Genomic DNA, 15,030 nt, shown 5'->3' on the forward strand with positions numbered 1-15,030 from the left:
GAGGGGCCCCGGGTGGGGCCCCTCTCGATCAGCGGTGTCAGGCGGGGACGGGGGCGAGCCGCTCCGCGGGGCGGTCGGCCTCGTCCGCGTCCACCAGGTCGCGCTTGCCGGCCGAGTCGTACGCCGCCCGGTCGAGGGTGCCCTCGCGGGCGGCCACGATGGTCGGCACGAGCGCCTGCCCGGCCACGTTGGTGGCGGTGCGGATCATGTCCAGGATCGGGTCGATCGCCAGCAGCAGGCCGGCACCGGCCAGCGGCAGGCCCAGCGTGCTCAGGGTCAGGGTGAGCATGACGATCGCGCCGGTGAGGCCGGCCGTGGCGGCCGAGCCGACCACCGAGACGAAGGCGATCAGCAGGTAGTCGGTGACGCCCAGGTGCACCCCGAAGACCTGCGCCACGAAGATCGCGGCCAGGGCCGGGTAGATGGCGGCGCAGCCGTCCATCTTCGTGGTGGCGCCGAACGGCACCGCGAAGGAGGCGTACTCGCGGGGGACACCGAGCCGCTCGACCGAGCGCTGGGTCACCGGCATGGTGCCCACCGAGGAGCGGGAGACGAAGGCCAGCTCGATGGCGGGCCAGGCGCCGGCGAAGAAGCGCAGCGGGTTGAGCCGGCCCGCGGCCACCAGCAGCAGCGGGTAGACCACGAAGAGCACGATCGCGCAGCCGACGTAGACGGCGGTGGTGAACTTGGCGAGCGGGGCCAGCAGGTCCCAGCCGTACGAGGCGACCGCGTTGCCGATCAGGCCGAGGGTGCCGAGCGGGGCGAGCCGGATGACCCACCAGAGCGCCTTCTGCACGATGGCCAGCAGCGACCGGTTGAGCGCCACGAACGGCTCGGCGGCCTCGCCGATCAGCATCGCGGCGGCGCCCACCACCAGGGCGAGGAAGACGATCTGGAGGACGTTGCCCTCCACGAAGGCGCCGATCGGGTTGGTCGGGACGATGCCGGTGAGGAAGTCGGTCCAGGAGCCGGTCCTCTTCGGCGCGGCGGCGCCGGCCAGGTTGAGCGTGACGCCCTTGCCCGGGTCGGTGAGCAGGCCGATGCCGATGCCGAGGCTCACCGCGATCAGCGCGGTGATGCCGAACCAGAGCAGCGTCTTCAGCGCCAGCCGGGCCGCGTTGGCCACGCCGCGCAGGCTGACCACGCTGACCACGATGGCGGTGAAGACCAGCGGCGGCACGGCCAGCTTGAGGAGCTGGACGAAGAGGTGGCCGACCGTGTCGAGGGTGCTGGTCAGCCAGCTGACGTCGTTGGCGCGGGCGACGAAGCCGAGCACCACGCCGAGCACGAGGCCGAGCAGGATCTGCAGGGAAAAGGGGAATTTGCGCAGGGCGGAAGCCATGAGGATGCGTCCAAGGTCTGGAGAGGGGCGGTCAGGGCAGCGTCAGGAACGAGGCTGCGCCGGACAGACGCCGCTGGCCTGCCGTCGGAGGTCGACGTACAGGCGCTCGGTGAGGTGCCAGACGTTGGTCATCGCCTGCGGATGCTACTCCCAGCCAGCCCACAGGCGGAAGGATCGACCGCCGTGATGCTCCTTACAGGCAGAGTTCATCCGTTCGTCACGGTCGGCGGGACAGCCCCAGGGCGGTGGCCGTGGCCAGGCCCCAGGCGGCGGCCACCGCCAGCAGCAGCCGCTCCAGCACCCCCACCAGTTCACCGCGGCCCACCGCCAGCATGGCCAGCGCGATCGCCCCCGAGAGCGGCAGGGCCAGCGCCACGCCGGCTCCGGCGATCCGGCGCAGCGGCCGGCCCGCCGCCGGGGCGAGCACCAGCGCCAGCATCGCGAAGACCACCGCGGCCGTGGCCGCCACGCTGGCCCCGCCGTGCACCAGATCCGCCACGGTGGCGGCCTCGAACGGCGGCAGCGGGCAGCCGGCGCTGCACGTCACCGCGCCGGAGAGCACCGTGCAGGTCCCGCCGGCGGCGAGCAGCACCGCCGCCGTCCGCAGCGCCGGCGGCAGCGCCGCCGCGAGCAGCAGCAGCGCCGCCGCCAGGGCGAAGATCCCGATCCGGTACGCCCCGGCGTACCCGCTGTCGGTGACACCGGCCTCGCTGACGTACCCGGTCAGGCCCGGACCGGGCCCGGCGACCACGGCGACCGTCACGGCGACCGTGCCGGCCACGACGCAGCCGGCGGCGGCCGACGCGGCGGCGGCCCGGGCGGCGCCAGGATCAGCCACGCCCGTGCGGTGTGGTCCAGCCGTGCAGATCCGGACCGAGCGGCACGATCCGGGTCGGGTTGATCATGTCGTGGGTGGCGTAGTAGTGCCGCTTGATGTGGTCGAAGTCCACCGTCTCGCCGAAGCCCGGGGTCTGGAACAGGTCCCGGGCGTACGCCCAGAGCACCGGCATCTCGGTCAGCTTCTGCCGGTTGCACTTGAAGTGCCCGTGGTACGCCACGTCGAAGCGGACCAGCGTGGTGAACAGCCGCACGTCCGCCTCGGTGATCTGGTCGCCCATCAGGTAGCGGCGCCCGGACACCCGCTCCGACAGCGCGTCGAGCCGGGCGAAGAGCGCCCGGTACGCCTCGTCGTACGCCTCCTGCGAGGTGGCGAAGCCGCACCGGTAGACCCCGTTGTTGACGTCCCGGTGGATCTCCGCCATCAGGGCGTCCAGCTCCGGGCGCAGCTCGACCGGGTAGAGGTCCGGCGCGCCCGGCTTGTGGAACCGCCGCCACTCGGTGGACAAGTCCAGGGTGAGCTGCGGGTAGTCGTTGGTCACCACCCGGCCGGTCAGCGTGTCGATCAGCGCCGGCACGGTCACCCGGCCGGTGTAGTCCGGGTCGGTGGCCAGGTACGCGTCGGAGAGGAAGCTGATCCCCAGCACCGGGTCGAAACCGTCCGGGTCGAGCGCGAACCGCCAGCCCCGCTCGTCCCGGATCGGGTCGACCGTGCCCAGCGAGATCACGTCCTCCAGCCCGAGCAGGTTGCGCACGATCCGGGCCCGGTGCGCCCACGGGCAGGCCCGGCACCAGATCAACCGGTAGCGGCCGGCCTCCAGCGGCCAGCGGCCCTGGTCGTCGGGGCCGCCGCCCTCCGGCGAGGTCGAGTGCGGGGTGACCCGACCGGTGAACCGGTTGGGCTGGCGGACGAACTCACCGCTGCGGGTGCTCTCTGCGCTGAACTGGGCCCGGGCCATGCCGTCAACCTAACCGTTCCGGGCGCGGATATCCTGGCGCCGGACGTCCCCGGGACCCGGCGGGCGCCCCCGCCAGCCCCTTCCACCCCCGAAGGACGCAGCACCATGACCGTGGCATACCTCGTGGCCGGAGTCCGCACCCCGATCGGCCGGTACGCCGGCGCCCTCGCCGGGGTACGCCCCGACGACCTGGCCGCGCACGTGATCCGCGAACTGGTCGCCCGGCACCCGGCCGTGGACTGGGCCCGCACCGACGACGTGCTCCTCGGCTGCGCCAACCAGGCCGGCGAGGACAACCGCAACGTGGCCCGGATGGCGGCGCTGCTCGGCGGGCTGCCCGAGGAGGTTCCGGGCAGCACGGTCAACCGGCTCTGCGGCTCCGGCCTGGACGCCCTCGCCACCGCGGCCCGCGCGATCGTCGCCGGGGAGGCCGACCTGGTGGTCGCCGGCGGGGTGGAGAGCATGAGCCGGGCGCCGTTCGTCATGCCGAAGGCGACCACCCCGTTCTCCCGCACCGCCGAGGTGTACGACACAACCATCGGCTGGCGGCTGGTCAACCCGCTGATGAAGCGGGGCTGGGGCATCGACTCGATGCCGGAGACGGCGGAGAACGTCGCCGCCGAGTACGGCGTCGACCGGGCGGCGCAGGACGAGTTCGCGTTCCGCTCCCAGCAGCGGGCCGCCAAGGCGCAGGCCGACGGCCGGCTCGCCGAGGAGATCGTGCCGGTGACCGTGCCGGCCGGCCGGCGCGAGACGAAGCTGGTCGAGGTCGACGAGCACCCTCGGGAGACCTCGCTGGAGAAGCTCGCCGCGCTGCCCACCCCGTTCCGCGAGGGCGGCACGGTGACCGCCGGCAACTCGTCCGGCGTCAACGACGGCGCGGTGGCCCTGCTGGTCGCCTCCGAGGCCGCCGTCTCCCGGTACGGCCTCACCCCGCTGGCCCGGGTGAGCGGCGCGGCGGCGGCCGGCGTACCACCCCGGATCATGGGCGTCGGCCCGGTGCCGGCCACCCGCAAGCTGCTGGACCGGCACGGCCTCGGTCTGGCCGACCTCGACGTGATCGAGCTGAACGAGGCGTTCGCCGCCCAGTCCGTGGCGGTGCTGCGCGAGCTGGGGCTGCCCGAGGACGCCGAGCACGTCAACCCGAACGGCGGCGCCATCGCCCTGGGCCACCCGCTGGGTGCCAGCGGTGCCCGGCTGGCGCTCACCGCCGCGCTGGAGCTGCGCCGCCGGGGCGGCCGGCGGGCCCTCGCCACCATGTGCATCGGCGTCGGGCAGGGTATCTCGCTGCTGCTGGAGTCGGCCGCCTGAGCCGTGGTCCGCCCGGCGCGCCCCGCGGGCCGGACGGTCGGCCCCGGCACCGGCGGTCGGCCGGTCCGGGCCGTCGACTGTGGATCTCCCGTACCTGGTGCTCGGCGCATAGAGTGGTCAGGACGACACGATCCCGCGGGTCGGCCGGTGTCCCTTCCAAATGCCCGGGCGCCGGACGTTCCCGCACACGCGGAGACGACCTGGGGGCCGAGCGATGCAGACGCCGGACGGACCACCCGCCGAGATCGACCTGACCCGGCCCAGCGCGGCCCGGGTCTACGACTACTTCCTCGGTGGCGCGCACAACTTCGAGATCGACCGGCAACTCGCCGAGCAGATCGCCGGCATGACCCCGCACCTGCCCGCCACCATGCGCGCGGGCCGGGAGTTCCTGCGCCGGGCGGTCCGGGTGCTGCTCGACGCCGGCATCGACCAGTTCCTCGACATCGGGTCGGGCATCCCCACCGTCGGCAACGTGCACGAGGTCGCCCAGGCGGCCAACCCCGACGCCCGGATCGTCTACGTCGACATCGACCCGGTCGCCGTGGCGCACAGCCAGGAACTGCTGGCCGGCAACGACCGGGCGGTCGCCGTCCGGGCCGACCTGCGCGACCCGAAGCGGATCCTGGACGAGGCCCGGTCCAGCACGCTGATCGACTTCGACCGTCCGCTCGGCATCCTGCTCGCCGGGGTGGTCCACTTCATCCACGACGCCGACCGGCCCGCCGACATCCTGGCCACCCTGCGGGCCGCCGCCGCACCGGACAGCTACCTGGTCATCTCCCACTCCACCTTCGAGGACCAGCCGCAGGAGATGCTCGACGCGCAGCGGTTGTCGGCGCGTACCGCCACCGAGATCACGCTCCGCTCGCGGGCCGAGGTCACCGACTTCTTCGGCGACTGGACCATCCTTGCGCCGGGCGTGGTGCACATGCCGCTGTGGCGGCCCGACTCGCCGTCCGACGTGGACGAGCACCCCGAGCGGTTCGGGGCGTTCGGCGGCGTCGCCCGGTACGACCGGCCCGCCGGCTGAGCCGACATGAGCGCCCCCGACGGGGACGACCTCAGCCGGCCGGGTGTCGCCGCGTACGCCGCCGAGTGGGCCCGGGCGGTGCGGCGGCTCGGGTTCGTGCCGATGAGCGCGGCCGAGACCGAGCGCCTGCTGCTGGCGAACGCCGTACGCCTGGGCCGGGCGCTGCGCGCCCCGACCTTCTCCGCCGAGGCGGGGGAGGAGGTGGGGCGGGCCCTGGTGGAGGCGCACCTCACCGAGCCGGGGGTGCTGGACTGGTCGGTCCGGGCCCTCGGTGACCGGTTCCTGCCCTCGGTGCTGCCGACCCGCGCCGAGCTGCCCGAGGCACGGGACCGGGTCGCCGCGTTGCAGGGTGCGCTCGCCGCCGGCTTCGCTCGGGCGCTGCGCGACCGCACCTTCTACCAGCAGGAGCGGATCGCCCGCTCGGCCTGGCAGGCCCGGGACGCGGTGGAACAGGCCCTGCGGGACAGCGAGGCCCGGTTCCGCACGGTCTTCGTCGGCGCGGCCATCGGGATCGGCATCGCCGGGGTGGACGGGCGGATCATCGACGTCAACGAGTCGTTCGCGGACATGCTCGGCTACTCCGTCGCCGAGCTGCGCCAGATCAACGTGGCCGCGCTGTTCCACGCCGACGACGCGGCCGGCATGTGGGAGCTCTACCAGGAGCTGATCGAGGGGAAGCGGGACAGCGCCCGGGTGGAGAAGCGCTACCACCGCAAGGACGGCAGCGTCGTCTGGACCGACCTGGCCGTCTCCCTGATCCGGTACGACGACGGCCGCCCCCGGTTCACCGTCGCCATGATCGAGGACATCACCGAGCGGCACGAGCTCCAGCAGCGGCTGCGTTTCCAGGCGCTGCACGACCCGCTCACCGGCCTGCCCAACCGCACGCTCTTCTTCGAGCGGTTGGGTGAGGTCTTCGACCGGGCCGGCCCGGAGGAGCGGGTCGGGCTCTGCTTCCTCGACCTGGACGGCTTCAAGGCGATCAACGACAGCCTCGGCCACGACCTCGGCGACCGGCTGCTCAAGGTCATCGCCCGGCGGCTGTCCGACTGCGTGGCCGGCCGCGGCCACCTGGTGGCCCGGATGGGCGGCGACGAGTTCGTCATCCTGGTCGACTCCGGCGGCGGCCTCGACGACGCGGTGGAGGTGGCCGAACTGGCCCTGGCCGCGGTGTCCGCCCCGGTCCAGGTCGGGACCCAGCAGCTCGCCGTCTCGGCCAGCATCGGCATCGTCGAGTGCCCGGTCGAGGAGACCAGCGTCTCCGAGCTGATGAAGGCGGCCGACACCACCCTCTACTGGGCCAAGGCCGAGGGGCGGGGCCGCTGGGCGGTCTACGACCCGGAGCGCAGCGCCGCGGACATCGCCCGCTCGGCGCTGGCCGCGAGCCTGCCCGCCGCCCTGGACCGGGGCGAGTTCGTGCTGCACTACCAGCCCATCGTGTCGCTGCTCGACGGGTCCATGGTGGCGGTGGAGGCGCTGGTCCGCTGGCAGCACCCGGAGCTGGGACTGATCGGCCCGGACCGGTTCATCGGGCTGGCCGAGGAGACCGGCCTGATCGTGCGCCTGGGCGCCTGGGTGCTGAGGCAGGCGTGCCGGGACGCGGAGGGCTGGCGGCGGGCGTACCCGGACGCGCGGCTGGTGGTCAGCGTCAACCTGGCCGCCCGGCAGGCCGACGACCCGGCGATCGTGGAGACCGTCGCCGAGGCCCTGCAGCACACCGGGCTCCCCGCCGAGCTGCTGCAGCTGGAGCTGACCGAGAGCGCCGTGATGGGCAGCGGCGGGGAGCCGCTGCGCGCCCTGCACCAGCTCGCCGACCTCGGCGTACGGCTGGCCATCGACGACTTCGGCACCGGGTACTCGAACCTGGCGTACCTGCGGCGGTTGCCGATCCACTGCCTGAAGCTGGCCGGCCCGTTCGTGGAGGGGATCCGGGCCGACGGGGCGGACGCCGCCGACCACCGGGACGAGCGGATCGTCGACGCGCTGGTCCGGCTGGCCCACGCGGTGGAACTCTGGGTGACCGCCGAGGCGGTGGAGACGGAGGCGCAGGCGGAGCGGCTGCGGGCGCTGCGCTGCGACACCGGGCAGGGCCGCTGGTTCGGCGCCCCGGTCCCGGCCGAGCACATCCGCCGCCGGCTGGCCGGTGAGGAGGCGGCGGCGTGACCGGCTCGCCGCCGGTCGGGCCCACCGGCGGAGCGAGGGAGGCGGCGTGGACCTGACCGACACGCAGGCGTTGGTCTCGGTGCTGGCCGGCCTGGCGATCCTGGCCGGGCTGGCCGGGGTGGTGGTGCCCGGGCTGCCGGCGCTGCCGCTGTGCTGGGGCGGGGTGCTGGTGTGGGCGCTCTTCGGCGACGCCGGCCCGGGCCGCTGGGCGGTGCTCGCCGCCGCCACCGTGGTCGCCGTCGGCGGCGGGGTCGTCAAGTATCTCTGGCCGGGGCGGAACCTGAAGCGGACCGGGGTGCCCACGTCCTCGCTGCTGGCCGGGGGCGTGCTTGGGCTGGTCGGGTTCTTCGTGATCCCGGTGGTCGGCCTGCCGATCGGCTTCGTGGGCGGGATCTGGGGTGCCGAACGGCTGCGACTGGGCAGCAACCAGCTCGCCTGGCCTGCCACCGTGCAGGCGCTCAAGGCCGCCGGGCTGTCCATGCTGGTCGAGTTCCTGACCGGGCTGGTCATCGCGGCGCTCTGGGTCGCCGGGCTGCTGTTCGCCTGATCGGCCCGGCCGGTCGACGGCGTCGAGCCGGGCATTCACGGCCGGCAGACCGGGTGCGACGGCGCGGGCGTCCGGGGGTACGGCGAACCGCCGTACATCAGTGAGAGAGAGGTGGACGCCGCGCGCCGTCGCGGGCCGGGCGTTGCCGAGCGCCCGGCGTTGGGCCCGTCGCGATCGGGCCTGGTCACTGGCTCAAGGATGCCGTCGGCGCCACCCGGGCGGCAACGCATTTCGCACGCCTCATTCCGGGGGCCTCGATTAATGGTCTGGTCCTGACGGAGTTTTCGGTCGATCTCCATTGACCTGGTTGCGGGTGGAGGCTCATCATCCCGTCAGACGGTGGCGCAGGTCACAGTCTTCACCCCCGTCCAAGGGAGACACCGATGAGCTCAACGATTGAGGACGGAGTACCCCCGCCTTCCCCGGTCTCGGACGAGGAACGGCTCGCGCAGCTGGGATACAAACAGGAGTTGCGCCGAAAGCTGTCCGGCTTCTCCAATTTCGCGGTCTCGTTCTCCATCATCTCGATCCTGGCCGGCGCGATCACGTCGTACGGCATCGCGATGACGGCGGGCGGCCCGCTGGCGATCACCCTGGGCTGGCTCTTCGTCGGCGTCATGGTGATCTTCGTCGCGCTGGCCATGGCCGAGATCTGCTCGGTCTATCCCACCGCCGGGGCCCTCTACTGGTGGGCCGCCGCGCTCGCCAAGCGGAACAAGGCGGTCTGGGCCTGGTTCGTCGGCTGGTTCAACTTCCTCGGCGAGGTGGCGGTGACCGCCGCGATCGACTTCGGTGCGGCCATCACCACCTCCGCCTTCCTGAGCCTCGCCTTCGACCTGGAGGTGACCGCGGGACGCACCTTCCTGATCTTCCTGGTGATCATCATCGCGCACGGCCTGCTCAACACCTTCGGCGTCAACCTCGTGCGGCTGCTCTCGGACATCAGCGCCTGGTGGCACCTCGCCGGCGTCGCGGTCATCGTGATCGCCCTCGCGTTCGTGCCGGACCAGCACAAGCCCATCTCCGAGGTCTTCCTCGAGGTGCGCAACGAGACCGGCTTCACCTTCGCCGGCGCGGCCGGCTACGCGGTGCTCATCGGACTCCTGATGGCGCAGTACACCTACACCGGGTACGACGCCAGCGCCCACGTGGCGGAGGAGACCCACGACGCCGCCCGCTCCGCGCCCCGCGGCATCGTGATGTCGGTCGTGGTCTCGGTCCTCGCCGGCTTCGTGCTCCTGTTCGCCATCACCTGGTCCATCCAGGACTACGAGGCCGAGCGGACGACCGCGCTGGGCCTGCCCCCGGCGCAGATCTTCATCGACGCGGTGGGGCCGGACCTCGGCACGTTCCTGCTCTTCATCTGCGTGGTCGCCCAGTTCTTCTGCGGCATGGCATCGGTGACGGCGAACTCCCGGATGGCCTATGCGTTCAGCCGGGACGGGGCGTTGCCCGGCTCCGGGATCTGGAAGCGGGTCAACCAGCGCACGGGCACTCCGACCAACTCGATCTGGCTCTGCGTCGCCTGCTCCACCCTGCTCGTCCTGCCGTCGCTCTGGAACACCACCGCCTACCTGGCCGCCACGTCCATCGCGGTGATCGGCCTCTACATCGCGTACGTGGCCCCGGTCTTCCTGCGCCGGCGCACGGCGGACTTCCGGGTCGGCCCGTGGAACCTGGGTCGGTGGAGCGCGCCGGTCGGGTGGATCGCCATCGTCTGGGTCGCGGTCATCTGCGTCCTGTTCGTGCTGCCCACCAGCGGCCCCGTCACCGCCAGCACGTTCAACTACACGATCGTCGCGGTCGGCGTCGTGCTCGGCGGTGCCTGGCTCTGGTGGGTGCTCAGCGCCCGGCGCTGGTTCACCGGCCCTCGCCACAACGTGCCGGATCCGGTGATCCCCAGGCCGGCGACGGGCGCCGAGCCGGTCACGGAGCCGACCACAGAGTAGGGATCTGCCGCGCGGACCCGAACACATCGATCTGGAGGACCCGGAAGGCCCATCACTCCCAGATCTGGTTTCGGCTCTCTCGCGCTTCTTCGGCGTTCGTTGACAGCACCGCGCCGGGGTCGACGAGACGCAGGCCGACGCCGCGCACCGCCTGAATCCGCAGCGGGCAGTCCAATTCGTCGAGCTTGCGGCGGAGTCGCTTCACCACCGACCACACGTCGCCCCGGCCGCCGAGGTGGTCGTTGCCCCAGACCGCGCGGTGCAGCGACTCGAAGGTGCAGGTGTGGCCGAGTTGTGCCAGCAGAAGGTACCGAAGCAGGTCGTGCTCGAGGGGTGACAGGGGCACGGTGCGCCCGGACCAGGTTGCCACCCGCCTGTCCGAGTCGACCTCCAGGACGGCATCAGCCGTTCCTACGGGGGCTCGCGGAAGCGGCTCGACGACGCGTGGACGGACTGACGGGGCTTCGGTGGGCGGGGCGCTGCTGACAAGTAGCGACAGGAGTTCCTCCGGCGACGAGACCAGCAGCACCGGAGCATGGCCGATCACCAGCGATGCCAGGCGCACTCTCTCCTCCCTCGAGGAGGCAATCGCGATGATCACGGTCGCGCCGTCGTCCCCCGGTGGACCTTCCACCCGGACGTCCTTGATGGACGTCTCCCCGTGAGCGAGAGTCATTTTCCTCCTTTACCGGCCCCGCGCTTGGGTAGCTGTCCCAGGACCACCGATGTTTGATCTTGGTGCGGTTCCGTATGGTCGAGCGCTCGGACGACTGGTCCCACACTCAGGGCCGCGCATGAAGATCAACCATTTGGCCCCTGGTGACGCAGGTTTTACCAACACCCCTGACGGGACTTATCGACGGGGATAAGGGGAAGTGGCAGCGGGGATGAATGGCGGTGGGTGGGCGCCGGCGTGTCCACCCACCGTCGCGGACGGTCAGTCGACCGACGTGAGCCCGTACGCCCGGATCAGCGTCTGGTCGATGCTGTTGCCGGCCACGTCGGTGGCCTTGACCCGCAGCGACACCGCGCCGGATGTGTTCGCCACGGCCGGGTGGTGCACGATGGCGCGCACCGTGCCGTTGTTGAGACTGACCAGGTCGACCTTCGTCCAGGTGCCGCCGTCGTCGTACGACGCCCAGGCCGCCACGCTCCCGATGGCCGGGCCGGTCGCCCCCGGCACGTGCCCGACGTTGAGGGTGAAGGTGTAGGCCCTGCGGTCATTGGCCCGGTTGTACTGGTCCAGCGCCAGGTTGTAGTCCACCTGTAGCAGCGGCGGGCGCTCCTGCTTCCCCTCGGCTGGCCGGCGCGAGGCGAACGTCCATGTGGTGTTGGTCTCGGTGGCATACCTCGACCATGCGGTGGAGCGCTTTCCGGTGAACTCCAACCGGTACGTCGCCGGGTCGGCCAGGGCCGGGAAGGTGCCGATGGGGGCGGCGTCGATCTCCTTCAGCAGTTGACTGCCCGCGTAGAGCTTGGTGCTGAGTTCGTCTCCGGCGGTTTCCCAACCGTGGTGCCCGCCGGAGTCGGAGAACGGGAAGATCGCCATGAAGAACTCGTCCTCGGAGCGCGTGACCTGGGTGTCCACCAGTGCCGTGGCTCCCGGACGGGACGGCCGGCCGAACCAGTTCTCCGACAGCTTCGTCTTGGGCGAGTACCGGGTGTAGGCATCGTGGAACTCGCCGTCGAACGGGGCGTTCGACCAGCCGACGTGCCACCAGTCGGTGTCATTCGCCGATACGTAGTAGGTCCGCTGGAGCGGTCGCGGCACCTCGCGGAGGACGCCGACCGAGAACGTTGGCCATGGGCGGGAGATCTGCCGCACGTCGGCACCGAGCAGTCCGGCGCTGTCCGCCGTGTACCGGGTGTCGATCTCCGCGGTGTTGTTCTCGTTGATCTGGTAGCTCAACGATTGCGGGATGCGCTGCTTTTCCGGCAGCAGCAGGTCGTAGAAGTACGGGCTGACCTGGGTGCCGGACACCCGTACGGTGACCGAGCCCGCGCGGAGAAGGTTGACCAGTTCCCGGCCTGGCGCCTGTTCGATGGTGAACGCGGGGATCCGGACGGTGCCGGGGTCACCGGCACCGGCGAGCAGGAGGCCCGGCTGGTTGTTGAAGATCACCGCACCCCAGGCCCCGGCGTCCTGGGCGTTGGCGACCTTCGACGCGAAGGTCGTCTCCCCACGCGAGATCAACGCGATCTTGCCACGGAGGTCGAGCCCGGCGTAGTCCTCCGGTTTGCCGAGCCCGACGTAGACCAGCGGCAGGGTGCGCTCGCCGTCAACCGGCAATGCGTTACTCATCGGCTGCGGATCGAGCGGGATGCTCTTCGGCTCGATCACCTCTGCCTGCAGGCGCGGGGCGACCAGGTCCCACCGGCTGTAGAACTCGAAGTTTCCCTTGTTCACGGTGGTGGTCGGTGAGGCGTAGCCGCGGCTGATCGGTGGGCTCAGCGTGAACGAGCTGTGGAAGTTCCGCTCTCCCATATCCCGGTGGTAGGACAGCGTAAAGGTGGACGGGGCCGTCGGTTCCTCGGTGTTGACCACGATCTGCTTCGTGCTTCTGGCGTCCAGGGTGATGCTTCGGTCCCCGGTGATCTCCAGTTGCGGCTCGGCGATGGTGGCGACCTCCGTCGCGTAAAGGTTGGCCGCATCAGCGGTGGCCAGGTAGCCGGCCAGGTTGTAGGTGCCCGGTCGTACCCGGAGGGTGACGGTCGAGGTGTCCTGGGAGAAGTACTTCTGCGTGAACCCCCCGGTCTCCAGGCTCCACAGCTCGGCCCAGCTGATCACCGCGGCCGGCCGGCCGTCGCGGGCGATCCCGGAGACAGTCAGGTTGTACATCTCCGGCTCGAGGTACGCGCCGACCGAGGTGTGCACCACGACGTCACCCGCGGTGCCGACCAGGTAGCCGCCGTAGAGGTCGAGCGCGCCGGCGGAGGGGTTCATGGTCAGGTCGACCGTGGCGGTGCCACCGGCCGGCACCGGGACGCTCGGCCGGCTGAGGGTGAACATCCCGTCCGGCGCCGGCCCGCCCGCCTTACCCGCTACCTTCAGGGACAGCGCGAGCGTCATGTCGGTCGCGGTGTCGTTGTGGTAGGTGACGGTCTTGGTGACCGGTTGCTGGTCGGTGTGCGGGTAGGGGAAGAAGCCGAGGTCGAGCGTGCCGGGGCTGGCATAGACCTGCTGGGTGTACGCCCGAGCCACGTCCAGCCGGCCGCCGCCCTGCTGGTACACGGTCTGCCCGGACTGGGTCTTGGCGGTCGAGATCAGCACATCCTTCAGCTGCCGGTTGGTGTGGTTCGGGAACCGTTGCGCGAGGATCGCGGCCGCCCCGGCCACGTGCGGCGTGGCCATCGAGGTGCCGTCGAGCTGCTGGTAGTTGCCGTCCACGATGGGGCCGAGCGTGGTGCCCTGTGCGCGGGCGGCGACGATGCCGACGCCGGGAGCGCTGATGTCCGGCTTGATGCCATAGTCACCCAGGCGCGGTCCGCGGCCGGAGAAGCCGGCGAGGCGGTCCTGCTTGTCGACCGCACCGACGGTCAGCGCCTCATTCGCCCACCCCGGGCTCGCAATGGTCGACTCGCCACTGCCCAGGTTGCCGGCGGCGACCACGATCAGCATGCCGCTGGTCTGGCTGATCGAGTCGACCGCCTGCACCAGCGGGTCGTTGCCGTCCGACGGGGCGCTGGTGCCCAGGCTCATGTTGGCGACGTCGGCGCCCTGGGCGGCGGCCCACTCCAGGCCCTCGATGATCTGGTCGAAGGTGCCCGAACCGCCGCTGTTGAGCACCTTGGCGTTGAGCAGGTGCGCGCCGGGGGCAACGCCCTTGCGTACGGTGGGTGCGCCCTCACCGGTGCCGGCCACGATCGACGCCACGTGTGTGCCATGTCCGAAGTGGTCGGCGGTGTCGGCGTCGTCGGAGAAGTTGGCGGCCGCGGTCACCTTGCCGCCATCCAGGTCCGGGTGGCTGTCGTCGATGCCGGTGTCCAGCACCGCCACGGTGACGCCGGTGCCGTCGTAGCCGGCGGCCCAGGCCTGCGGGGCACCGACCTGCGGGACGCTGTCGGCGAGGGTGACCTTCGCCCGGCGGTTGAGCCAGACCTTACGCACCGAGTTGGCGGTCGCGGTCGTGGTCACGCCCGGCTCGGTTCCTGCCAGTGCGGTCCAGAACTGCTTGGCCTGATTCTTGTGCTCCTGCACGGAGCGGGCGTTGATGCTCTCCAGGGTCAGCCGTTTGGTGGTGCCGGGCGGAACGGCGGCGACCGCTGCCTTCGCCCGGGTGGGTGTGTACTGCACGATCAGTGGGAGGGTGGCGGCACGCGTGTCGTCGTAGCCGCTGTCGACCAGGGCCCGGACGTTGAACAGCTCCTCGTCGAGTTTGCCGGCGGCAAGCAGCGACATCGCGTCGCTCGGTATGACGTAGAGCGCCTCGCCGACCTTTCTGGTGGCGTAGCTGACGTTGTGGCGGCCTGATGCCGGCCGTACGGTGGCGGTCGCGTCTCCATTGGACAGAGTGGTCAGGTCGACCACGTCACCGGTCACCAGCGTGACGGTGTTCTTGGCGAGTACGGCGGCCGCTGGCGGCGCGGCCGGTGGGACTTCCGGTTGCGCGGCGGCCGGGGCGGCGGCCGCGAGCATCGTGGCGACGGTCACGGCCGCTACCGCGGCGACAACCGTCCTGGGGCTGGGTCCGCACATTTGTTGCCGTCGATTCATCTGCTCCTCCTCGATGGCGCGGGGGTGGCCGAGAAAGGCCCGCAGGGCGGCTACGATGCCGGTGCGGCTGACATGGACGGAGAACGATGGCTTGATCGACCTTGGCACGGAGGTGACGTATTCCGGAAGGCGTCAAACTTTCCTATTGACGACAATGGCGGGAAAAGGAGACGGT

10 protein-coding genes are annotated in these 15,030 nt (G+C 71.5%); 5 read left to right on the forward strand and 5 right to left on the reverse strand.

Features of this window, described 5'->3' with window-relative positions; all coding sequences use genetic code 11:
• Positions 1 to 37 precede the first annotated feature (37 nt).
• The 3 genes from ACFYM6_RS11235 to ACFYM6_RS11245 form a co-directional block, all read right to left on the reverse strand.
• Entirely contained in the window at positions 38 to 1,330 is a 1,293-nt protein-coding gene (locus tag ACFYM6_RS11235) for a dicarboxylate/amino acid:cation symporter (protein WP_387274570.1), read from the reverse strand.
• A 229-nt stretch (positions 1,331 to 1,559) separates the two neighbouring features.
• On the reverse strand, positions 1,560 to 2,180 hold the full coding sequence (locus tag ACFYM6_RS11240; RefSeq protein WP_387274441.1) for a DUF998 domain-containing protein: 621 nt from the start codon (positions 2,178 to 2,180) through the stop codon (positions 1,560 to 1,562).
• The gene (locus ACFYM6_RS11245) at positions 2,173 to 3,138 is read right to left on the reverse strand and encodes a glutathione S-transferase family protein (RefSeq protein ID WP_387274443.1); all 966 of its coding nucleotides are present in this window, start codon (positions 3,136 to 3,138) and stop codon (positions 2,173 to 2,175) included. The genes ACFYM6_RS11240 and ACFYM6_RS11245 overlap by 8 nt, the downstream gene beginning before the upstream one ends.
• Positions 3,139 to 3,243: 105 nt before the next feature.
• On the opposite strand from ACFYM6_RS11245, the gene pcaF reads away from it, so the two are divergent.
• The 5 genes from pcaF (at position 3,244) to ACFYM6_RS11270 (ending at position 10,141) form a co-directional block, all read left to right on the forward strand.
• Entirely contained in the window at positions 3,244 to 4,449 is a 1,206-nt protein-coding gene (gene pcaF, locus ACFYM6_RS11250; protein WP_387274444.1) for a 3-oxoadipyl-CoA thiolase, read from the forward strand.
• A gap of 214 nt (positions 4,450 to 4,663) precedes the next feature.
• Positions 4,664 to 5,482, forward strand: coding sequence for an SAM-dependent methyltransferase (locus ACFYM6_RS11255; protein WP_387274446.1), 819 nt, complete (start codon positions 4,664 to 4,666; stop codon positions 5,480 to 5,482).
• Between the two features lie 6 nt (positions 5,483 to 5,488).
• On the forward strand, positions 5,489 to 7,645 hold the full coding sequence (locus tag ACFYM6_RS11260) for a putative bifunctional diguanylate cyclase/phosphodiesterase (RefSeq protein WP_387274448.1): 2,157 nt from the start codon (positions 5,489 to 5,491) through the stop codon (positions 7,643 to 7,645).
• A 46-nt stretch (positions 7,646 to 7,691) separates the two neighbouring features.
• On the forward strand, positions 7,692 to 8,192 hold the full coding sequence (locus tag ACFYM6_RS11265; protein ID WP_387274450.1) for a DUF456 domain-containing protein: 501 nt from the start codon (positions 7,692 to 7,694) through the stop codon (positions 8,190 to 8,192).
• Positions 8,193 to 8,575: 383 nt separating this feature from the next.
• The gene (locus ACFYM6_RS11270) at positions 8,576 to 10,141 is read left to right on the forward strand and encodes an amino acid permease (RefSeq protein WP_387274452.1); all 1,566 of its coding nucleotides are present in this window, start codon (positions 8,576 to 8,578) and stop codon (positions 10,139 to 10,141) included.
• Between the two features lie 52 nt (positions 10,142 to 10,193).
• Here ACFYM6_RS11270 and ACFYM6_RS11275 read toward each other — a convergent pair whose 3' ends face one another.
• Positions 10,194 to 10,817, reverse strand: coding sequence for a winged helix-turn-helix domain-containing protein (locus ACFYM6_RS11275; protein WP_387274454.1), 624 nt, complete (start codon positions 10,815 to 10,817; stop codon positions 10,194 to 10,196).
• 261 nt (positions 10,818 to 11,078) lie between these two features.
• Positions 11,079 to 14,792: a S8 family serine peptidase gene (locus ACFYM6_RS11280; RefSeq protein ID WP_387274456.1), complete on the reverse strand. Its 3,714-nt coding sequence runs from the start codon at positions 14,790 to 14,792 to the stop codon at positions 11,079 to 11,081.
• Between the last annotated feature and the right edge of the window lie 238 nt (positions 14,793 to 15,030).

Source organism: Micromonospora sp. NPDC006431 (assembly GCF_042870725.1).
GTDB lineage: Bacteria > Actinomycetota > Actinomycetes > Mycobacteriales > Micromonosporaceae > Micromonospora.